The sequence below is a fragment of the Glycomyces xiaoerkulensis genome (assembly GCF_002798405.1).
In the GTDB taxonomy this organism is placed as follows: Bacteria; Actinomycetota; Actinomycetes; order Mycobacteriales; family Micromonosporaceae; genus Glycomyces; species Glycomyces xiaoerkulensis.
This window is the reverse complement of the sequence record NZ_PGGV01000032.1, coordinates 32,830-52,812: the sequence shown is the minus strand read 5'-3', so window position 1 is coordinate 52,812 and position 19,983 is coordinate 32,830. Positions and strand designations below refer to the sequence as shown.

At 66.3% G+C, this 19,983-nt stretch carries 18 protein-coding genes; 12 read left to right on the top strand and 6 right to left on the bottom strand.

What is annotated here, in order from left to right; genetic code table 11:
* The first annotated feature begins 48 nt into the window (after positions 1 to 48).
* A complete protein-coding gene (locus tag CUT39_RS13120; protein ID WP_157930675.1) occupies positions 49 to 369 on the top strand; it encodes a hypothetical protein in 321 nt (106 codons plus the stop codon).
* 54 nt (positions 370 to 423) lie between these two features.
* On the opposite strand, the gene nucS is transcribed toward CUT39_RS13120, so the two are convergent.
* On the bottom strand, positions 424 to 1,089 hold the full coding sequence (nucS, locus tag CUT39_RS13115) for an endonuclease NucS (protein ID WP_100447304.1): 666 nt from the start codon (positions 1,087 to 1,089) through the stop codon (positions 424 to 426).
* Between the two features lie 53 nt (positions 1,090 to 1,142).
* Positions 1,143 to 1,574, bottom strand: coding sequence for a DUF2000 domain-containing protein (locus CUT39_RS13110; protein WP_100447302.1), 432 nt, complete (start codon positions 1,572 to 1,574; stop codon positions 1,143 to 1,145).
* Positions 1,575 to 1,623: 49 nt separating this feature from the next.
* Here CUT39_RS13110 and CUT39_RS13105 point away from each other — a divergent pair, with 49 nt between their 5' ends.
* Positions 1,624 to 2,424 carry a helix-turn-helix transcriptional regulator gene (locus tag CUT39_RS13105; RefSeq protein ID WP_198587111.1) on the top strand — a complete coding sequence of 267 codons (801 nt, stop codon included), beginning with the start codon at positions 1,624 to 1,626 and terminating at the stop codon, positions 2,422 to 2,424.
* Positions 2,425 to 2,466: 42 nt separating this feature from the next.
* Here CUT39_RS13105 and CUT39_RS13100 read toward each other — a convergent pair whose 3' ends face one another.
* Positions 2,467 to 3,030, bottom strand: coding sequence for a dihydrofolate reductase family protein (locus CUT39_RS13100; RefSeq protein WP_100447298.1), 564 nt, complete (start codon positions 3,028 to 3,030; stop codon positions 2,467 to 2,469).
* A 284-nt stretch (positions 3,031 to 3,314) separates the two neighbouring features.
* Between CUT39_RS13100 and CUT39_RS13095 the strand changes: the two genes are divergently transcribed.
* From CUT39_RS13095 to CUT39_RS13075, 5 genes are all read left to right on the top strand, one after another.
* Complete coding sequence (locus CUT39_RS13095) at positions 3,315 to 4,316, top strand: LacI family DNA-binding transcriptional regulator (protein ID WP_198587110.1); 1,002 nt, start codon at positions 3,315 to 3,317, stop codon at positions 4,314 to 4,316.
* A gap of 95 nt (positions 4,317 to 4,411) precedes the next feature.
* Entirely contained in the window at positions 4,412 to 5,764 is a 1,353-nt protein-coding gene (locus tag CUT39_RS13090) for an ABC transporter substrate-binding protein (RefSeq protein WP_100447294.1), read from the top strand.
* A 5-nt stretch (positions 5,765 to 5,769) separates the two neighbouring features.
* Complete coding sequence (locus CUT39_RS13085; protein WP_100447292.1) at positions 5,770 to 6,711, top strand: carbohydrate ABC transporter permease; 942 nt, start codon at positions 5,770 to 5,772, stop codon at positions 6,709 to 6,711.
* Positions 6,708 to 7,610: a carbohydrate ABC transporter permease gene (locus CUT39_RS13080; RefSeq protein WP_100447290.1), complete on the top strand. Its 903-nt coding sequence runs from the start codon at positions 6,708 to 6,710 to the stop codon at positions 7,608 to 7,610. Before CUT39_RS13085 ends, CUT39_RS13080 begins: the two co-directional genes overlap by 4 nt.
* A complete protein-coding gene (locus tag CUT39_RS13075; RefSeq protein ID WP_100447288.1) occupies positions 7,610 to 8,605 on the top strand; it encodes a zinc-dependent alcohol dehydrogenase family protein in 996 nt (331 codons plus the stop codon). Before CUT39_RS13080 ends, CUT39_RS13075 begins: the two co-directional genes overlap by 1 nt.
* A gap of 88 nt (positions 8,606 to 8,693) precedes the next feature.
* Here the strand turns inward: CUT39_RS13075 and CUT39_RS13070 are convergent, their stop codons facing one another.
* The 3 genes from CUT39_RS13070 to CUT39_RS13060 form a co-directional block, all read right to left on the bottom strand.
* A complete protein-coding gene (locus CUT39_RS13070) occupies positions 8,694 to 8,969 on the bottom strand; it encodes an acylphosphatase (RefSeq protein ID WP_100447286.1) in 276 nt (91 codons plus the stop codon).
* A 4-nt stretch (positions 8,970 to 8,973) separates the two neighbouring features.
* The gene (locus CUT39_RS13065) at positions 8,974 to 9,918 is read right to left on the bottom strand and encodes an NmrA/HSCARG family protein (protein ID WP_100447284.1); all 945 of its coding nucleotides are present in this window, start codon (positions 9,916 to 9,918) and stop codon (positions 8,974 to 8,976) included.
* Positions 9,919 to 9,984: 66 nt separating this feature from the next.
* On the bottom strand, positions 9,985 to 10,776 hold the full coding sequence (locus CUT39_RS13060; RefSeq protein ID WP_232805742.1) for an MBL fold metallo-hydrolase: 792 nt from the start codon (positions 10,774 to 10,776) through the stop codon (positions 9,985 to 9,987).
* Between the two features lie 343 nt (positions 10,777 to 11,119).
* On the opposite strand from CUT39_RS13060, the gene CUT39_RS13050 reads away from it, so the two are divergent.
* The 5 genes from CUT39_RS13050 (at position 11,120) to CUT39_RS13030 (ending at position 19,946) form a co-directional block, all read left to right on the top strand.
* Complete coding sequence (locus tag CUT39_RS13050) at positions 11,120 to 12,178, top strand: 13E12 repeat family protein (RefSeq protein WP_100447278.1); 1,059 nt, start codon at positions 11,120 to 11,122, stop codon at positions 12,176 to 12,178.
* A 376-nt stretch (positions 12,179 to 12,554) separates the two neighbouring features.
* Positions 12,555 to 12,935 (top strand): hypothetical protein, encoded by a 381-nt coding sequence (locus tag CUT39_RS13045; RefSeq protein ID WP_100447276.1) that lies wholly within the window; start codon positions 12,555 to 12,557, stop codon positions 12,933 to 12,935.
* A 30-nt stretch (positions 12,936 to 12,965) separates the two neighbouring features.
* Positions 12,966 to 15,494, top strand: a complete 2,529-nt coding sequence (locus CUT39_RS13040) for a tetratricopeptide repeat protein (RefSeq protein ID WP_100447274.1) — start codon at positions 12,966 to 12,968, stop codon at positions 15,492 to 15,494.
* Between the two features lie 60 nt (positions 15,495 to 15,554).
* Entirely contained in the window at positions 15,555 to 15,854 is a 300-nt protein-coding gene (locus CUT39_RS13035) for a trypco2 family protein (RefSeq protein ID WP_100447272.1), read from the top strand.
* Between the two features lie 9 nt (positions 15,855 to 15,863).
* Positions 15,864 to 19,946, top strand: coding sequence for a tetratricopeptide repeat protein (locus tag CUT39_RS13030; protein ID WP_100447270.1), 4,083 nt, complete (start codon positions 15,864 to 15,866; stop codon positions 19,944 to 19,946).
* Positions 19,947 to 19,983 lie beyond the last annotated feature (37 nt).

Genomic DNA, 19,983 nt, shown 5'->3' with positions numbered 1-19,983 from the left:
CCCCAGCCGCCCGCTCAGCCCGTTCAGAAGAGCGGCAACGGTTTCGGCGTGACATCCCTCGTTCTCGGCATCATAGCCCTGGTGCTGGGATTCATCCCGATCATCAACGTGGTCTCCTTCGCGCTGGCCCCGCTGGCGATCATCTTCGGCATCGTCGGCCTGGTCGTGAGCAGCAAGCGCGGCTCCGGCAAGGGCACCTCGATCGCCGGACTCGTCACCGGCCTGCTCGGCCTGGCGGTCACGATCTTCATGTACGTGGCGATCTACAGTGCCCTCGGCGAGGCCTGCGAGGACTCCGGCTTCTCGGGCAACGCCGGCGAGTGCCTGGACGAGATCAGCGAGGACGTCGACGACCTGGAGACCATGTAGATCCAGGCGTCCGATCACCGGGGCCGCAGCCTTCGGCTGCGGCCCTTCGCCGTCTCAGAACAGCCGCGGCTGCGACTCGTCCACGGCCCCGCGCATCTCGTCGTAGTCGAGCACCACGCAGCGGATCCCGCGGTCCTCGGCCAGGACCCGGGCCTGCGGCTTGATGGCCTGGGCCGCGAACACGCCGTCGACCGGTGACAGGAGCGGGTCGCGGTTCAGCAGCTCCAGATACCGCGTGAGCTGCTCGACGCCGTCGATCTCGCCGCGCCGCTTGACCTCGATGGCCACGTGCTTGCCGTCGGCGTCGCGGCACATGAGGTCGACCGGTCCGATCGCGGTGGGGAACTCCCGCCTCACCAGCGACCAGCCCTTGCCGAGCGGGCCGGTGTCGGCCGCCAGCAGCTCCTGCAGGTGGGCCTCGACCCCGTCCTTCCGGAGCCCGGGGTCGACGCCGAGCTCGTGGCTCGAGTCGTGGAGGATCTGGTCGATCGTGATCTTCAACTGGTCCCCGGATTTCTTGGAGGTGACGGTCCAGACCCCCTCGCCCTCGTCGACCGTGCAAGGCGGCGTCATCCAGTTGAGCGGCTTGTACGACCCCCCGTCGGCGTGCACCAGCACGCTGCCGTCGGCCTTGAGCAGCAGGAGCCTCGGGGCCATCGGGAGGTGGGCGGTCAACCGACCCGTGTAATCGACCTGGCACCGCGCCACAACCAATCGCATGCCGCACACCCTACCTTCGGCCCCCGATGCATCCGGTCGCGCCGCGGTCGGGTTCACGGGTGCATGCGGGCGCCCTTGACGACGCGGTCGACCGCGTTGCGCGGGCCGTAGACGCCGATGCCGACCAGGTCGAGCTTGTCAGTCGGCACGGCGCGCACGGCCGCGCGGTTCTCGCCGTCGTTGCGCGTGGCGAACAGCTCCGAGGTGAACACCGAGTGGGCCAGGCCGCGTTTGAGGGCCTTGGCGTGCGCCCCGGTCAGGTGCTCCTTCGACGCCTCCAGCACCATCACCGGCTGCCGGAACATCGCCGAGTACTCGACGCCGTCGGCGTCCTCGTACGGTTCCCCGACGACCTCCGGGCTCGAAGTGCCGAGCCCGCTGACCAGGAACGCGGTCACGTTCAGGCGCTGCCAGGTCGCGAGGTCGTCGCGGATCACGACCGCGATCTTGGTGTCGAACCGCTCGGGTGTCTGCTCTCGTTCCATGGCATCGAACCTATGCGGGCCCGAGCCGGCGGTCTTGTACATTCTTAGCGTGGAGGTCGGTCCCCGGATCAGGGCCTGGCGCCCCGCCGTCGGCGGGGTCGTCGAAGCCTTCCACGCCCATTTCACCGACCACGCCTATCCGATGCACGTCCACGACACCTGGACGCTGCTCATCATCGACGAAGGCGTCGTCCGCTACGACCTCGACCGGCACGAGCACGGGGCGCTCGACAGCTTCGTCACGCTGCTGCCGCCGCAGGTGCCCCACGACGGCGAGTCGGCGACGCCGCACGGGTTCCGCAAGCGCGTCCTGTACCTCGACACGACCCTGCTCGACGAGGACCTGATCGGCCGCGCCGTCGACGGCCCGGAGATCCGCGACCCGGTGCTGCGCCGGCGGATTCACCGGCTCCACGGGATCTTGGAGTCCCCGGGGGACGGACTCGAGGCCGAGAGCGGGATCGAGCTGATCGCCGAGCGACTGCGCCGGCACCTGCGCCGTCAATCCCCGCTCATCGTGCCCGCCCGCGACCGCCGGCTCGCGCACGACCTGCGCGGACTGCTGGACGCGAGCATCGTCCCCGGAGTGAGCCTGCGCGAGGCGGCCGCGACGCTGTACGCCCATCCGGTCCACCTGGTGCGCGCCTTCAGCGCCGAGTTCGGCATCTCGCCGCACCAGTACCTGGTGACGCGACGCGTCGACCGGGCCAGGCGCCTGCTGCTCGCGGGGACGAGGCCGCACGCGGTCGCCGCCGCGACCGGGTTCTACGACCAGGCGCACCTGACCCGCCATTTCAAGCGCGTGGTCGGCACGACCCCGGCCCGCTACGCCGCGCACCGGACGCCCTGAGACCGCTCGGCCGGCGGTCCGGGGCGCCCGGGTTCCTCGCGTTCAACGGACGACGTCGAAGACCTGCTTCTGGACGCCGTTGCCGTACGCCTCGTGCTCGACCAGGCTGAGCTTGGTCCAGTCCTTGTCGGCCTCGCTCCACAGCCGCTTCCCGGCGCCGAGGAGGACCGGGAACACCAGCAGGTGGTAGCGGTCGACCAGGCCCGCGTCCGCGAGGCTCTTGCCCAGTCCGGCGCTGCCGTGGACCGCGATCGGGCCGCCTTCGGTCTTCTTGAGCTCGGCGACGTCGTCGACCGAGCGCAGGATCGTCGCCGGCCACCGGGAGTCGTCCTGCTCCAGCGTGGTGGAGACGACGTAGCGGGGCATGGCGTTGTACTCGGCGAACTCCTCCATCTGCGGCCAGACGGGGGCGAACTCCTCGTAGGAGCGGCGGCCGAGCAGCAGTGCCTCGGTCTCCTGCTGCTCGCGGCCCTTGATCTCGTAGGCGGCCTCGTCGAACTCGACGGTTTTGAAGGTCCAGCCGGTGTTCCGGTACCCGGCCTCGCCGCCGGGGGCCTCCATGACCCCGTCGAGCGAGACGAAAGCGGTGACGATGAGCGTGCGCATGGGATTCTCCGATCTCTCGAATTCGTGCTTACAACCTCGGGTCGATCGGGCGGGCCCGGTTTCGACACCTCGACCGGAAAAATCTCCGGGCAGGGAAAGATAGCGGTTGCCGGTTTCCGGCGGCCATTGACCCGCCGCGGTGAGTCGTGCCATACTCTTTGCTTATGACAACGTTGTCGACAACGTGGTCATGCGAAGTTGCAGATCAGCGACCCAAGAGGTGGCAGACGTTGGTTCAGGACGGGACGGAAGACCGCGTCACGCGGGCTCCCACGATCAAAGACGTGGCCGAACGCGCTGGCGTCGGCTTCAAGACCGTCTCACGCGTCCTCAACGACGAACCCAACGTCCGCTCCGGCACCCGCGAGAAGGTGCTCGCCGCGGTCGAGGAGCTCGGCTACCGCCGCAACTCGATCGCCAGCAGCATCCGCCGCCGCAACCAGCGCACCGCTTCGATCGGACTCGTCGTCGAGGACCTCGCCAACCCGTTCGCCTCGACGCTGACCCGGATCATCCAGGACTACGCGCTCGAACGCTCGCACCTGGTACTGGTCGGCTCCAGCGACGGCGAGCCCGAACGGGAGCGCGAACTGGTCGGCGAGTTCTGCTCCCGCAGGGTCGACGGCCTCATCGTCGTGCCCGCCGGCGCCGACCAGTCCTACCTGGAGGCCGAGCGCGACCGAGGCATCCCGGTGGTGTTCGTCGACCGCCCCGGCAAGCACATCAAGGCCGACACGGTCGTCTCCGAGAACGCCGGCGGCATCTCCGACGCCGTTCACCACCTGGTCGAGGCCGGTCACCGCCGGATCGCCTACCTCGGCGACCGGCAGGCGGTCTACACCGCCGCGCAGCGGCTCTCCGGCTACCGGGCCGCCATCGCCGGGCTCGACGGCGGCGCCGACCGGCGATACATCCGCACCGGGCTCCGCGACAGCCCGCAGGCCTACCAGGCGGCCCTGGAGGTCTTCGCGCTCGAACCGGCGCCCACCGCACTCATCTGCGGCAACAACATCATCACCATCGGCGCGGTCCACGCGCTGCAGCACCTGGGCCTGCGCGACCGGATCGCCTGCATCGCCTTCGACGACCTCGAACTGGCCGACCTGCTTCGGCCCGCGCTGACCGTGGTCGCCCAGGACAGCGAGGCCATCGGCACCGGCGCTGCCCACCTGCTGTTCGGACGCCTCGAAGACCAGAGCGCGCCGTACCGGCGGATCACCGTCCCGGTCCGCCTGATCGAGAGGGAATCGGGAAAGATCCCCGCCTCCGATCACCAGAGAAGGTAAACCGAGAAACAACACGAATCACGCAAGATGCGATCTATTCCCTCTTCCATGGATCATGCGCATCGGAAGTGCGCATTGAGGACTAGGAGGTCCTGATGAGAACCCCTTCGAAAACCCGCATCGCGGTCGCGGGATCCCTGGCCGTACTGATGATCGCCGGCGGATGCTCCGGCGCCGGCGGGGGCGCCGACGACGGAGCATCGATCACCATCGCGACCGTCGCCAACCCGCAGATGCAGGACATCGAGCAGCTCTCCTCCCACTTCGAGGAGGAGACCGGCATCGAAGTCGAGTTCGTGATCCTGCCCGAGAACGAACTTCGCGACCAGGTGACCCAGGACATCGCCACCGGCTCCGGCCAGTACGACATCGTCACCATCGGTACCTACGAGGCGCCGATCTGGGCCGAGAACGGCTGGATCACCCGGCTCGACGACTACGCCGCCGACCCCGAGTACGACGTCGACGACCTGCTGCCGCCGGTGCGCGAAGCGCTCACCTACGAGGGCGGCCTGCACGCCGTTCCCTTCTACGGCGAGTCGTCCTTCCTGATGTACCGCACCGACCTGTTCGAGGCCGCCGGGCTCACCATGCCCGACAACCCGACCTGGGAGGAGGTAGCCGACCTCGCCGAGCAGCTCCACGACCCGGAGAACGACGTGGCCGGGATCTGCCTGCGCGGCCTGGCCGGCTGGGGCGAGGTCCTCGCCCCGCTCAACACCGTCATCAACACCTTCGGCGGCCGCTGGTACGACGAGGACTGGAACGCCCAGCTCACCAGCCCGGAGACCCGCGAAGCCGTCCAGTTCTACGTGGACCTGGTCAGCGAACACGGTGAACCGGGCGCGGCCAACGCCGGGTTCAGCGAATGCCTCACCGCCACCAGCCAGGGCAACGCCGCCATGTGGGTCGACGCCACCGTCGGCGCCAGCATTCTGGAAGACCCCGAATCGAGCGACGCCGCCGGCCTGATGGACTACGTGCCCGCGCCGGTGGCCGAGACCGACCACTCCGGCTGGCTGTGGGCATGGTCGCTGGCGATGCCCGAGACCTCCGAGAACAAGGACGCCGCCTGGGAGTTCATGTCCTGGGCCACCTCCAAGGAGTACATGCGGCTCGTCGGCGAGGAGCTCGGCTGGACCCGCGTCCCGCCCGGCAGCCGCCAGTCCACCTACGAGATCCCGGAGTACCTGGAAGCGGCCGAGGCCTTCGCCGAGCCCACGCTCGAAGCGATCGAGAACGTCGACGTCCAGCGGCCCGGTCTCTACGAACAGCAGTGGACCGGCGTCCAGTACATCACCATCCCCGAGTTCCAGGACCTCGGAACCCGAGTGGCCCAAGAGATCTCGGCGGCGATCGCCGGCAACCAGACCGTCGACGAAGCCCTGGAGAAAGCCCAGGAATACGCCGAGGAGACCGCCGAGGACGGCGGTTACCAGGACCAGTGAGACCGATGACCGAAACCGTTTCCCCGCCCGCGGCGCACCGGCGCCGCGGGCCGGGGCCCGCCAAACTCCCCGCCGGTGAGCGGTGGCGACGACGCGGACCGCTCCTGCCGGGGCTGCTGCTCGTCATCGTGCTCACGCAGCTCCCGATGGCGGCGACGCTCTACTACAGCTTCCAGTCCCGGAACCTCCTGCGTCCGGAGGAGCGCGCGTTCGCCGGATTCGGCAACTACGCCGCCGTCTTCGGCGACGGCCAGTTCCGCGGCGCGGTGCTCAACACCGTGTTCCTCACCGCCGCCGTCGTCATCCTGTCGATGGTGCTCGGCATCGCGTTCGCCGTGCTGCTGGACCAGAGATTCCTGGGCCGCAGCATAGTCAGAACCCTGCTCATCACGCCGTTCCTGGTGATGCCGGCCGCCGCCGCCCTGATGTGGAAGCACGCCATGTTCAATCCGCTGTTCGGGATCCTGAACTGGGCACTGTCCCCGTTCGGAGTCGAACGGGTCGACTGGGTCTCCGAGCACCCCATGTTCTCCCTGGTGCTCATGCTGACCTGGCAGTGGACGCCGTTCATGATGCTCATCGTCCTGGCCGGACTCCAGAGCCAGAACACCGAGATCATCGAGGCCGCCAAGATGGACGGCGCCGGCCCGATCGCCGTCTTCGGCCGCATCACGCTCCCGCAACTGCGCCCGTTCATCGAACTCGCGACGCTGCTGGGATCGATCTTCATCGTGAACACCTTCGACCCGATCTACCTGATCACGCAAGGCGGACCCGGACAGGCCACCACCAACCTGCCGTACTTCATCTACCAGCGGACCTTCCGCGCCTTCGAAGTCGGCGAGGCCGCCGCGGCCGGCGTCATCGTCGTCATCGGCACCATCGTCATCGCCGTCTTCGCGCTGCGCCTGATCTCCAGCCTGTTCCGAGAGGGGGACCAGCGATGACGAAAGTGCTGCCGCCGCCACCCGAGGCGCACGCACCCGAACCGGCGCACGCCGTCGGCCGCCGGCGCGTCCGGCGGGCACCGCTGCGCGCCCGACTGGGCAAGGCCGGCGTCGCCGCCCTCGCCTGGGCGGCCGCCATCGTGTTCTTCTTCCCGGTGCTCTGGATGTTCGTCTCCGGGTTCAAACAGGAGGCGCAGGCCTCGACCGACCCGCCGACGTTCCTGTTCCGGCCGACACTGGACCAGTTCGAGGCGATCCTCGGCCGCGACTTCGCGCCGTTCCTGCTCAACTCGCTGATGGCGTCGGTCGGCTCGACGCTCCTGGTGATCGTGCTGGCCACGCCCGCGGCCTACGCATTGTCGCTGGCGCCGATCCGGCGATGGAAGGACTCGCTGTTCTTCTTCATCTCCACCCGCATGATGCCGCCGGTGGCGATCATCCTGCCGCTGTACATCATCGCCAACAACGTCGGGTTGTTGGACAACGTCACACTGCTGTCGCTGGTCTACACCGCGATGAACCTGCCGATCGCGGTGTGGATGATCCGTTCGTTCCTGCTGGAAGTGCCCCGCGAGACCCTCGAAGCGGCCCGGGTCGACGGCGCCACGTTCGGGGTCGAGATCCGCCGCATCATCCTGCCGATGATCGCTCCGGGGCTCGCCGCGACGGCGCTGATCTGCTTCATCTTCGCCTGGAACGAATTCTTCTTCGCCGTCAGCCTGACCTCGACCAGGGCGGCGACCGTGCCGGTGTTCCTCACCGGCTTCATCACCAGCGAGGGCCTGTTCCTCGCCCGCCTGTCCGCAGCCGCCACCATGGCCGCGCTTCCGGTCATCCTCGCCGGATGGTTCGCGCAGAAGTGGCTGGTCCGCGGCCTGACCTTGGGAGCCGTCAAATAATGCGAGCCGTTGTCATAGAACAGCCCGGGCAGATCAACGTCACCACCGTCGACGATCCGGCGCCCGGACCGCGCGAGGTCGTCCTGTCGGTGTCGGGCGCCGGAATCTGCGGCACCGACCTCCACGTCCTCGACGGCGACCTCGAGGGCTCGGTCTACCCGATAGTGCCCGGCCACGAGTTCGCCGGCACCGTCGCCGCCGTCGGCGCCGACGTCACCGAACTGGCCGAGGGCGACCGCGTGGCCGTCGACCCGAACGTGTTCTGCGGCGAATGCCACTACTGCTCCATCGGCCACGGCAACCTGTGCGAGCGGTACAACGCCATCGGGGTGATCAACAGCCCCGGCGCGTCCGCCGAGTACTGCGCAGTACCGGTCGCGAACTGCTATCGGCTGCCCGAGACCGTCACGCTCGAACACGCCCCGCTGATCGAACCGCTCTCGTGCGCCGTCCACGGCTTCGACCTGCTGCCCGGACGCGTCGGCGAGCACTACCTCATCTACGGGGCCGGCACCATGGGCCTGATGATGGCCCAACTCGCGCGCTTCGCCGGCGCCGCGAGCGTGTCCGTCGTCGACATCAACACCGAACGGCTCCAGTACGCACAGCGTCTCGCCGCCGACCGGGCCGCCACCGCCGCCGCCGAATTCGAGCGCCCCCAAGGCTGGGAGGTCGTCATCGACTGCACCGGCGCGGTTCCGGCCATCGAAGACGGCCTGACACGCGTGCGCAAGGGCGGGACCTTCCAAGTCTTCGGCGTCGCACCCGAAGCGGCGACCGCTTCGTTCTCGCCGTTCCGCGTCTACAAGGACGAGATCCACATCGTCGGCAGCATGGCAGTCCTGCACAGCTTCGGACGCGCCGTGGAACTGCTGGCCAAAGGCGTGGTGGAGCCGGAGGTGATGATCAGCCACCACTTCGGGCTCGACCGGTACGCGACCGCCGTCGAGACATTCCGCCAAGGCACCGGCCGCAAACTCCAGATACGGCCGTAGCCCGACACCGCGAGCCCCAGCGGGGGACCGGTGCGCCGGACACCCGCCCGGCCGGACCGAAAAGGAGGACGGCCCGGCCGGGCGGGCCTCAGACGTCCCGGCGGACCACGAAACCCGACAGGCCCTCGGGCGGCTCGTCCCTGACGTCGACGCGCTCCACCAGCGCCCCCGGCGGTCCCCGCCGGCACCAGGCCACCATCGGCTCGACCGCTCCCTCCGGGCCCTCGAACACCGCCTCGACCGTGCCGTCGAGCCGGTTGCGGACCCAGCCGACCGCCCCGCACGACTCGGCCTCGCGCACGCAGGTGCGGCGGAAGAACACCCCCTGGACGGCACCCCGGACGAGCACGCGGCGGCGGATCACGGCCTCACAACCCGGCGAAGGCGTCCCGGTGGGCCACCAGCCAGTCTTCGAAGGTCTGCAGCCACGGGTCGAGTTCGCGGACGAAGTCGAGATCGCGCTTGGCGGAGAACTCGTCGGAGAACTCGGCGTAGAACTGGAACATGTTGCCCATGTCCTCGGCGCCCGGGAATCCCGCCCGCCGCATCGCGTCGAAGGGCATCGGCTCGTACACGACCTCCTCGCCCAGCACGCGCGAGAAGGCCGCCGCGACCTCGTCGCCGGTCAGGAAGTCCCCGGCGATGCTCACCGTCCGGCCCACCAGCTCGTCGCCGCGCTTGAAGATCCCCAGAGCCGTGCGCCCGATGTCGACCGAGGCGATTCCGGCGATCGGGCTGTCGGCCATCGGAAACGACACCACCAGGCGCCCGTCCTCGCGGCGCGGCTTGAGCGCGCCGAGGAAGTTCTCCCAGTAGAACGTCGTCTCCAGGAACGTCGTCGGCACCCCGGCCTCACCGAACAGCGCATTGGCCTCGGCCTTGGCGTCGAAGTGCGGAACCTTGTAGCGGCCCTGGAGGGTCGGCATCCGCGGGTCGTCGAGCGGCACCAGCTCCCGGGTGTCATCCAGTGTGGACCAGATGACGTGGTCCACGCCCGCGCTTTTCGCCGCCCGGGCCGTCGCCCCGGCCTGCGCCTGCTCCCGCGCGGGATCGCCGTGCTCCCAGAAGTTCGTCACCACGAACGCCCCGTGGGCACCGTCGAAGGCCCTCGCGACGCTCGCCTCGTCGTCGAGGTCGGCCCGGACCACCTCCGCGCCGAGCCGGGCCAGCTCGTAGGCCTCGTCCGAACCGGTGTCGCGGGTCAGCGCCCGCACTCCGAACTCCTTGTCCGGGTCGGCCAGGATCGCCCGCGCCAACCCGCCCCCCTGGGCGCCGGTCGCGCCTACCACCGCGATGATCTTGTGTACCGGCATGAGTGACTCCTTCGCAATCGGCTTGAAAGGGGGCACATCCGGACTGTCTACCCTACGTGGCCGCCGTCAAATCCGGGCCGGAACGAACGGCCCGGTCAGGTGCGGCGTCGCCAGCGTCCCGTCGGCCCGCGCGAGCGAGTCGAGCAGTTCGATGCGGGTCCGCCGCGCCGCCTCGGGGTCGGACTCCTGCGTGTAGGGCAGTTCGGGATGCAGCAGTTGGATCGCGTGGACCAGCACATCGCCGGTGACCGCCGTCGTTCCCGAGTCGGTCTCTGCCAGGACGCTCTGGTGCCCGGGGGTGTGGCCGGGAGTGTGGATCGCCCGCACTCCGGCGGCCAGGTCCCGGCCGCCGTCGGTCAGTTCGAGCCGGTCCTCGGCCTGGAGCGGCTCGATCAGGGACTCCCGCAGCGACGGGTTCAGCTCCTCGATCGCCTCCAGTTCCGTCCGCTGGAGGACGTAGCGGGCGTCGGGGAAATACGGCCGGAGGCTGTCCTCGTCCGAGACCACCGCCCAGCCGACGTGGTCGGTGTGCAGATGGGTCAGCACCACCGTGTCGACCTCGCCGCGGTCGATCCCGGCGGCGGCGAGCCGCTCGGGGAGGCGCCCGGGGACCGGGGCCCAGGCGGCGGCCGGACTGTCGGCCGGGCCGATCCCGGCGTCGACGAGGATCACCCGCTCGCCGGTGCGGATGGCGAAGGCCCGGAACTGGAGCCACCAGCGACCCCGGTCGGTGACCGCGCCGGGATCGAAGGTGTCGGCCGCGCGCCACTGCTCCGGGGTGGCCGTGGGGAACGCGTCGCCGCGCTCGGAGAAGAACGGACCCTCGGCGTCGGCGAGGGCGATGACGCAAGCTGGCATGCCCATGATGGTGGCACGGGCGTGTCACGACCTTGCCGGCGTTCTTGACCTGGAGCGCGAGGGTGCCGTCGGGGAGGTGTCCGTGATCGTCTCGCCGGACTGTGGCGGGCGCGGGTTCGGAGGCGGCGACGATGAGGTGGCGGGGCGGGTGGGGTCGGTTTTCGGGTGCGGGTTCGGTGGAGGTCATTAAGTCCCGTCTGGACAGTAGATGCGCAGGAAGCGAAAGGCGCTCTTGTTATTACACCCGGATGAGTGATGGCAATCCGGCCTCCACGAGGGAATATTGATACATAGCACAAACGGACGGAATTCGGTAGCAAGTTCCATTCGAAGGGGGTGCGGGATGCGGCAGCGGGCTCGAAACGACCGGGCGGCCGAAGCCGCGGCCGCCCGCTCCCGGCTGGAGGGCCTGGCCTCCCAGGCCCGCGCGCTGGAGGCATGCATCCTCGTCGAGGTCATCGAGTACACCCGGGCCGGTCTCCACCGGGAATTCGACGGCTACTCGGGGCTGCGGGACTGGATCGTCTCCTGCTTTGATTTCAACTACGCCCAGGCCGGCCAGTACGCTCGCATCGCCCGCCTCGCCCCGAAGTTCCGCCACCTGACCGACGCCGCCCTCGCCGGCCGGGCCCGAGTCGACGCGGTCGCCTACGCGGTCCGGCAACTCGACGTCACCGGACTGCGGGTCTGGGCCCGCTCGCATTACCCCGAGCCGGTGCCGTCGCCTTATGACCCGTCCGTGCTCTGCCGCACCCCTGAGGAGCTGGTGACCGAGCACTGCGTCCACTCCTCGTTCACCGAACTCAAGGACGCCATCGCGCAGATGCTCGCCGAGCGGGAGAGTCGGCAGGACGCAATGCTGGACGAGCTCGCGCAGGAGACGCTGCAGCGGGTCGACCTGTGGCGCCAGGACGACGGCATGTGGGCCCTCGGCGCGACCCTGACCGATCAGACCGGGCGGCTGCTGGACAACTACCTCAAGACCGCGACCCCGCCGCCGCGCCAGGGCCGGGCCGACGCCGACGGCGTGCTCCCGGCGCAGGCCAATGATCACGCCGAGGCCCTCCACCAGCTCCTCGCCACGGCCGGGACCGACCCGAGGGTGGCGACCCGGCACGGGCACACCGCGACGCTGTCGTTGACCGCCGACGTCGAGACCCTGCGCGGCGAGGCCACCGGCCGCCTCCCCCGCCTGGAGAGCGAGCCGATCAGCGTAGAGAAGGCGCGGCTCCTCGCTTGCGAGGCCGGGGTGGTGCCGATGGTCTTCGACTACACCACCGGCGAGGTCATCGAGCAGTCGCGCGAACTCCGTCTGCCGAACGTCGCGTTGCGGCGCAAGCTGGAGGCCGAGCAGCCGGCCGGTCTCCTGGTGCGAGGCCCACCATCTGGTCCATTGGTCTAAGGTTACGAATTTACGGCCTACGTTTTCCCTGTTCACAACCTATCACGCCTGTCATATAGTGACCTTGGTTACTCACAGCTACTTTCTTCCTCCTAGATCGCATCGAGTATTTGAAGAGCTTTCTCATCGCGGCCCGCGCTGGAGGAAGCAGGAGCCGGTCGGCAACTTGTTCCTATAGTCCTCGATCTGCGGCATCGTTGATGCGGCCGATTTCGCCGCAGGTGGAGTCGGGCGGTGAGATCGCCATCTGGTAGACGACGATCTTCGACCTCGTCCAGTACCCTCGACAGTGATCTGCTCTCATCGTTCCGGGGGTCTATGCTCGTCGGTTGTGGGAAGCGCGGGGAACAACCAGGACTTGTAGGGAGGCGTTGCCGTGGAGCAGCTGGACATTATCGTGCAGGCCCTGGCGACCGGTGCTGCTGCCACCGCAAAGAGGGTCGGCGGTCAAGCAATCTCCGATACCTATCAGGGCCTGAAGGCGCTCGTAACCAGCAAGCTCGCTGGCAGGAATAACGCCATCGAAGCCATCGAAGGCGGTGAAACTGAGGTTGACGTGCTCCGATCAGCGATCGCGTGCGACCTCGAAGCATCCGGCGCAGCATCGAATCGGCTCATCGCGACCACCGCCGAACAGCTACTCGCGGAACTCAAGGCAACGGGCAAGTACAACGTCACCATCACCTCCTCGCAAGGATTTGTCGTGGGCGACCATGCCGAGCAAGACATCACCTTCGAACAACCTCCGCAGGCTTGAACGGCTTTCCCGCCTCGGAGTGACACCCTCATGCCCGATCCACAATTGACTGCATGGATTGCGGACAGTCAGGGGTTCAACGTCGGTGACTTCGGCACGGTGAACCTCCAGGCCGCGCCCCGTCAGGCGATCAAGTTCCCACACCGAGTGGGTGTTGCCGCTCACCTTCCCGAAGGGAGAGTCGCTCGCCTCTTCGAAGCCGGTGCCGTCGAGGCATTCAGCGATCCGACTCGGCCTGCCCCAGTGTACGTATTGACCGGGATGGGGGGTGTGGGTAAGTCGCAGTCGGCCACTGCGATCGCGGAACAGCTATGGGCCGCTGAGCAGCTCGGTCTCCTAGTTTGGGTCACCGCATCAACCAGGTCAGGGATCATCGCCGCGTTCGCCCAGGCCGCTATTGATGTCACCCGCATCGAAGATCCAGACCCTGAACAGGCTGCGCATCGCTTTCTTGCCTGGCTGGCACGGCCCGATGCTCCCCGATGGCTGATCGTGCTCGATGATCTGGCTGACCCCAGCAATCTGAATGGCCTGTGGCCGCCCAAGTCGGAACGGGGATACACGCTGATCACCACCCGACGTCGTGAGCCGGCCCTGGATGTTCCCGGTCGCATTTGTATCGAAGTCGATGTCTTCACTCCATCCGAATCGCGGTCCTTCCTCCAGACTCGCCTCGCCCGTCACCCCGAGTTGGCGGACGACCTCGACGGTGTCGCCGAAGATACTGGTCACCTGCCGTTGGCGCTTGCCCAGGCGGCAGCGTTCATGGCTGAACAAGACCTGCCGTGTAGCGCGTACCGTAGGCTGATGGCCGACCAGCGCATCCGCCTCGACCAGGTCGTTCCCGAGCTTGGCAACCTGCCCGATGAGCACACGGCGACCATTGCGGCAATCTGGGCGGTCTCGATCGAGGCAGCCAATGAACAGCGTCCGAAGGGGCTCGCCGGGTCACTGATCCAGGTCGCTAGTCTGCTGGACCCCAACGCCATCCCGGAAACGCTGCTCACCCATCCGACGATCGGTGCGCACCTTGCGTCGTATCGTAGCTACACGGAGAACACCGATGACCTTGAGTCGGCAGTCAGCCCCGAGCAACTGCGACAGACGCTACGCGTGCTCCACCGATTCAGCCTGCTCAACCACAGCAGGCGGCAGGTGCGCATCCACGCCCTCGTCCAGCGTGCTGTCCGCGACCAACTCCGCGTCGACGAACGCCACGCCCTGGCGCGGGCCGCGGCCGATGCTCTAGCGGAAACCTGGCCCCATCCGGAGAATGATCCTGCCTTTAGCGCTACTTTGCGCTCTAACGTCGATCACCTGCGTCACAGTGCCGAGCAGGGACTATTTGAGTGCAACGCCCATGATGTGTTGTTTCGTACGGGGAACAGCCTTGGTGAGCTCGGCCAGGTCGGCGAAGCCGCCAGATACTTCGAACAACTACACAACGCATGCGAGCGTACGTTTGGTCCAGATCATCGCGACACTCACAGCGCCCGCAGCTTTCTCGCGATCTGGCGTGGTCGGTCCGGCGACATACCCGGCGCCATCACCATCCTGGAGAACCTCCTCACGGACCAGATACGAGACCTCGGTCCCGATCACATCAGCACCTTCATCACCCGACATAACCTCGCAGTCTGGCGCGGTCAGTCTGGAGATGCAGCAGGTGCAGCGGCTGCGCTTGGGAGCCTTTTGAGCGATCGGTTGCAGGTGCTCGGTCCTCACCACCCCGATATTCTTGTCACTGCACACGATCTTGCACACTGGCGAGCCAAGACCGGCGATACAGCAGGCGCTGCATCAGTCTTCTGCAAGGTTCTGGCCGTGTGCCAGCGGACTCTGGGTCCCGATGATCCCCGCACCCTGGTTACTCGCGACAATCTCGCCTCCTTGCAGGGTCAGGCCGGAGACGCGGCCGGAGCAGCCCAGGCCTACAAGAGACTTCTCGCCGACCGATTGGAGATCCTAGGCCCCGACCACCCCGACACCCTTGCTACCCGAGGTCACCTCGCCTCCTGGCTGGGGCAATCTGGCAACGCTGCGGAAGCGGCCGTCCGCCATGAGGAACTCCTCGCCGACCGGTCGCTGATCCTAGGCCCTGACCACCCCGACATCCTCACCTCACGACATAACCTCGCCCACTGGAAGGGCAAGGCAGGGGATGAAGTGGGCGCGGCTGACGAATATGAGATCCTGCTGGAGGAATGCGTTCGCATTCTCGGCCCAGATCATCCTCACACCTTCGTAACCTGGGGTCATCTCGCAACCTGGAGAGGTGAGGTGGGGGATGCGGTTGGGGCCGCTGCCGCGTTCAAGTCCCTGCTGGACAAGATGGAGCCGATATTCGGCCTCCGACACCCTGACACTCTCACCACCAGGAACAATCTCGCCCATTGGCAAGGCGAGGCTGGAGATGCAATCGGTGCTGCGGCGGCGTTCGAAACGCTGCTGGCCGATGCGGTGCAGGTGTGGGGTCGCAAACACCCCAATATTGATGCTATCCGGACCAGCCTCGATCACTGGAAGGAACGAGCTGCCCGGCAGCGACGCGGTCAATGACTTGCGGGGTTCCAGGACAGGGACGCCACGTCCTGGTCATTCTGGGTTTAGGATGTGGCGATGACGACCCTTTCCCTCAGCGATGCGGTCGCGTCGCTGCGCCGCGAGCTGAAGACCGCGATGGCCGCCGCCGACGATGATCTGCGTCTCGAGGTCAAGGAACTCGAGCTCGAATTGACGCTCCAGGCCGCGAGCGAGGCTGGAGCTGAAGCCGGGGTAAACCTGTGGAGTGTGGTAACCGGGAAGGTCTCGGCCAAGGACACGGACAGTCGTATGCACCGCCTCCGAATCGTCCTTAGCCCACTCGTTACCGATGCCGATGGCGCCCCAAGGCCCGCGAACATGTCAAAGAAGATGTGATGGTGCGCTATGGAGGCCGAGCTCTCCCCGTTCCAACACCGATCCGTACACATAGTCGCTGCGCGTCACGGGGACCGATTCAGTCTGACCGGTTTTGTCATTGCGGAGAGCCTGGTACTCACCTGTGCTCACGACATCGTCGACGCCGAAACGATCGAGGTGCACGCTCCATCTACCGAGCCCCAAATGGTGTCGGCAGAGGTGGCTTGGCGGTCGGACGAGCTTGATGTGGCAGTACTTACTGCATCCGACCTCGCAGCGCCGATCTTCGCGAACATGGCCTGGGGATACATGTCGGGAATGAACCGTGCGGTCGCGGCGTACGGTTACGGTTTTCCGGGTGCCAACCGGGACGGCACTGGCGACGGCCCCGCTAGCGGGTTCCACGTCGCTCGTATTGACGGTGAGATCGTGCCCGGTGAGGGAATCGAACGACGCCGCCTGGTCTATCAGATCGCCCCCGGCCAGGTACCTGATGATGAAACCTGGGGCGGAGTTTCGGGCATGGCAGTTCTCAACGAGCAGGGTCGGCTGCTCGGAGTAGTGGCTTCGCGTCTCACCGGCTGGCATACGCGGTGGGAACTGGTCCCAGCCTCAGCCATTAGCGAAGCGTACGATCTGCCTGAGCAACTTCGCTCGCTGCCGCGCCGTACCATCGATGAACCTGATCCGCTCCTACAACCTGCTTACCATCTCCAATCCGGTCAAATCACTGACTTGAAGCTGTTGAATCCACGCTATGGCCTCGTCGACTTCGTCGAGGATTCTCATCAGGGCTACCTAGATCGACTACTCGCCTGGTGCGAGGACGAATCCAGCCACCTCTCGATCAGCGTGCTGACTGGCCCGGCTGGGTCCGGAAAGACCCGGCTTGCCGCCCAGTTGTGCACCACCCTCCTGGGACGCTCCGATAACTGGAACGCTGGCTTCGCCAAGACCGAGTCCGATGAGCGATGGCTGACCAAGATTCCGCAGACACCGACGTTGGCGGTTTTCGACTACATCGAACGCCGCCAACCTCGACAGAACCTGACCAACTGGCTTCGACAGCTCGACGCCGAACTCGATGTCCTTCCACCAGTCCGAATCCTTCTGATCAGCCGCACCCAGCACGGCTGGCTCGAGGAGGTCGACAGCAGAAGCCAGGGATTGATCGCTGCGCTACATCAGCCCGAAAATGATGCCGATCTCGGGGTAGCCGGAGCATCGAATGAATGCTTTGGCACCGATCAGCGCCGCCGACATGCCGAGGCCGCTTACCAGCAGTTCATAGGGGATGACGAACCCGACGAACAACGCCTCCCCGACCTGCTTGAATTTGTCGCCGCGGACCAGGTCGATTCGCCACTGCTGGTGCACATCTCCGCGCTGTTGGCGGCCCGCGGCAAGCCCCTGCCAAATAGCGCCAACAACGGCAAAGCCACCGATCGGAAGGTGCAAGCCTGGTTGCTCGACCAGCTCCTGCGCCGTGAGCGCCAGCGCCGTTGGAGCGAGCACGACGCTCTCAGTCACGCGGGTGCCTCACCGGCCACCAGCGATGAGGCCCTGCATGCGATCGGAATCGCCAACCTCACGCAGCCCGACCGCCACGAGCTTGAGCATCTCTTGACCGGCTCACCGCTATGGGCACCGGGAGATACCACCGCCGCACAGCGACGTGCAGCCTGTCAGGCGATCTACGTGCTCTACCCCGGTCCAGATCGGACCTTGAGCGATCAACGGTCCACCCCCACCATCGCGCCCATAGAGCCCGACCTTATCTCAGAACACCTCATCGCCTCGATCGACTCAAGTGACCTCACCGCAATCATCAGACAGCTGCTAACCCTCGACTTGCGCAGTGGTCACCTCGACCGGATGCTGCATGTGGCCAACCTCATGAGCGGCTACTACCCGAACACCCGTCACTTGTTCGACGACACAGTCGACCATTTCCTAAGACAGACCACCGGTCTCGACGAAATTACCCATGACGCGACCGAACAGATCCTAGCCACCAGGCTTCCCTACTTGGTCGAGACTGTCGTGATGCGGGCGGTGAACACGGGTGAGCCGGCGATGCCGAACCTACTTATCACCGTGCTGCGACGATACGAAGACTCCGCTGAACTCGCTCGGGCTGCTGCAAACCTCGAATTCGATTTCCCCGATCCCGCACCCAATCACCAGGTCAACGAATTGCGCTTTCAGATCGCGTTGCTCGCGAGCCGCCAACTCGAAAGCACTGGCAGCCCGGCCGAGCTCGCTGATGGCTACTTCGAATTGGGGTCAGTCCTGCTGCGACTGGATCGCCACGCCGAGGCGCTGCCGTATACACAGCAAGCCGTCGAGTATTTTCGTTCGTTGGGCGAGGGCGACGCTGACCACTTGCCGCGCCTGGCAGCCGCCGTGAACAATATCGGTGCGGCGCTATTCGGTCTCGGCCGCCATACCGAAGCGCTCCCGTACCTCGAGGAAGCCACCGAACGCTTCCAGGGATCCGCCGACGATGAACTTACCGACCGGCCCAAACTCGCCTACTGCCTCGCCAATCGAGGAGCCGCTCTCGTCCGGCTTGGACGCTACGCGGAGGCGACACTGCACTCGCGTCAGGCGGTCGACAACTTTCAGGCGATGGCCGAGGACGACCCGGCCCAGCGGCCAGGACTCGCCCATGCCCTCAACATGGCCGGCACCGGCCTCGACGAACAAGGTCGACATGCCGAGGCACGACCTTACCTACAGGATTCCGTTAAACTTTATCGCCGCCTTGTCGAAGACAACCCTGCCCACCGGCCCGGACTCGCACGCGCTCTCGGCAACCTCAGCATATGCCTCGGTGAAGTCGGGGATGAAGAAGACGCGTTGGAACTCCGCTGGGAGGCCGTCGGGCTGTGTCGTCAGCTAGCCCTGGACGATCCAGCTCACCGGCCCGACCTCGCCAGCGCCCTTTGTAATCTTTCGGCATTGCTCGCACGTTTTGGCCGACACTCGGAGGCCCTGCCACACATCCAAGAGGCCGTTGAGGCGTATCGACTGGTAGTCGAGAGCAATGAGGCGCACAAGCCAGAACTCGCGAATGCGCTGAACCTTCTCGGAGCCGTATTCATCGGTCTCGACCGGCCAAACGACGCTCTGGCCCCTAGCCGAGAATCCGTTGACATGTATCGCGAGCTGGCAGAGAACAACCCCCGAATTCGACTCAGGTTCGCCCGTGCTCTCGACAATCTCAGCGCGGGACTCGAAGGCATCAACCAGCGTGCCGAGGCGCAGGAGTATCGAAGGGAAGCGGTCGACCTGTACCGCGAGCTGGCAGAGGCCAATCCCACGCACCAGCCGCAGCTCGCTCAGGCTCTGAACAGCCTGGGGATCACTCTGGCAGGGCTGGGCCGTCCGGCCGACGCAGGTCCGTGCTTTCAGGAAGCCGCTGACCTCTATGAGATCCTTGCCGAACACGACCAACCACACCAGGCGAGTCTCGCACATGCGGTGGGAAACATCAGCGCCACGTTCATCCAGCTCGGCGATCCGGCCACAGCACTCCCATACCTTCAACGAACTGCTGATCTCTATAAACGACTGGCGGAGTCCGACGCAGCCCACCTGCCACACCATGCCAAGGCGCTCTCCGACCTTGGTACTGCACATGCCATTCAAAGAAATCACGCCGTCGCGCAGGAACATCTACAGCGTGCCGCAGAGCTGTATCAGCCATTGGTCGCCGAGCAATCCGCATATAGACCCGACCTCGCCAACACCCTCGCGAACCTTGGAGTCACAGTCGAGACGACCGCTGGGTACGCCGCGGCCGTGCCATATCTCAAGGAAGCCGTGAGGCTCTACTGGGCCGAGTTTACGAACCACCCCCTGTATCTTGTACCACTGGTCCAGGCCATCAGGAAACTCTGTGGCGGCCTGTCCAATCTGGGAAGGATTGACGAGGCGCGCCACCATCTCCGCGAAGCGCTCGAACGCATCGACGCCATCGTGGCAGATGACCCCACCTGGAGACAAGGCCTTCGCTCACTAGTCCACTCCCAACTGACCACACTCGAGGAACCGACAGAATCACCAGAACCGCCCGAACCGGGCGGCAATAGTAGTGACCAATAGCGCCTACAGCACCTACTAGTTGAGTTGCCCTGCACAA

Coding starts and splice junctions, on each gene's coding strand:
- nucS (WP_100447304.1), bottom strand. CDS start 1,089: ATGCGATTGGTTGTGGCGCGGTGCCAGGTCGATTACACGGGTCGGTTG.
- CUT39_RS13110 (WP_100447302.1), bottom strand. CDS start 1,574: ATGGAACGAGAGCAGACACCCGAGCGGTTCGACACCAAGATCGCGGTC.
- CUT39_RS13100 (WP_100447298.1), bottom strand. CDS start 3,030: ATGCGCACGCTCATCGTCACCGCTTTCGTCTCGCTCGACGGGGTCATG.
- CUT39_RS13090 (WP_100447294.1), top strand. CDS start 4,412: ATGAGAACCCCTTCGAAAACCCGCATCGCGGTCGCGGGATCCCTGGCC.
- CUT39_RS13085 (WP_100447292.1), top strand. CDS start 5,770: ATGACCGAAACCGTTTCCCCGCCCGCGGCGCACCGGCGCCGCGGGCCG.
- CUT39_RS13080 (WP_100447290.1), top strand. CDS start 6,708: ATGACGAAAGTGCTGCCGCCGCCACCCGAGGCGCACGCACCCGAACCG.
- CUT39_RS13075 (WP_100447288.1), top strand. CDS start 7,610: ATGCGAGCCGTTGTCATAGAACAGCCCGGGCAGATCAACGTCACCACC.
- CUT39_RS13065 (WP_100447284.1), bottom strand. CDS start 9,918: ATGCCGGTACACAAGATCATCGCGGTGGTAGGCGCGACCGGCGCCCAG.
- CUT39_RS13060 (WP_232805742.1), bottom strand. CDS start 10,776: ATGCCAGCTTGCGTCATCGCCCTCGCCGACGCCGAGGGTCCGTTCTTC.
- CUT39_RS13050 (WP_100447278.1), top strand. CDS start 11,120: ATGCGGCAGCGGGCTCGAAACGACCGGGCGGCCGAAGCCGCGGCCGCC.
- CUT39_RS13040 (WP_100447274.1), top strand. CDS start 12,966: ATGCCCGATCCACAATTGACTGCATGGATTGCGGACAGTCAGGGGTTC.
- CUT39_RS13035 (WP_100447272.1), top strand. CDS start 15,555: ATGACGACCCTTTCCCTCAGCGATGCGGTCGCGTCGCTGCGCCGCGAG.
- CUT39_RS13030 (WP_100447270.1), top strand. CDS start 15,864: ATGGAGGCCGAGCTCTCCCCGTTCCAACACCGATCCGTACACATAGTC.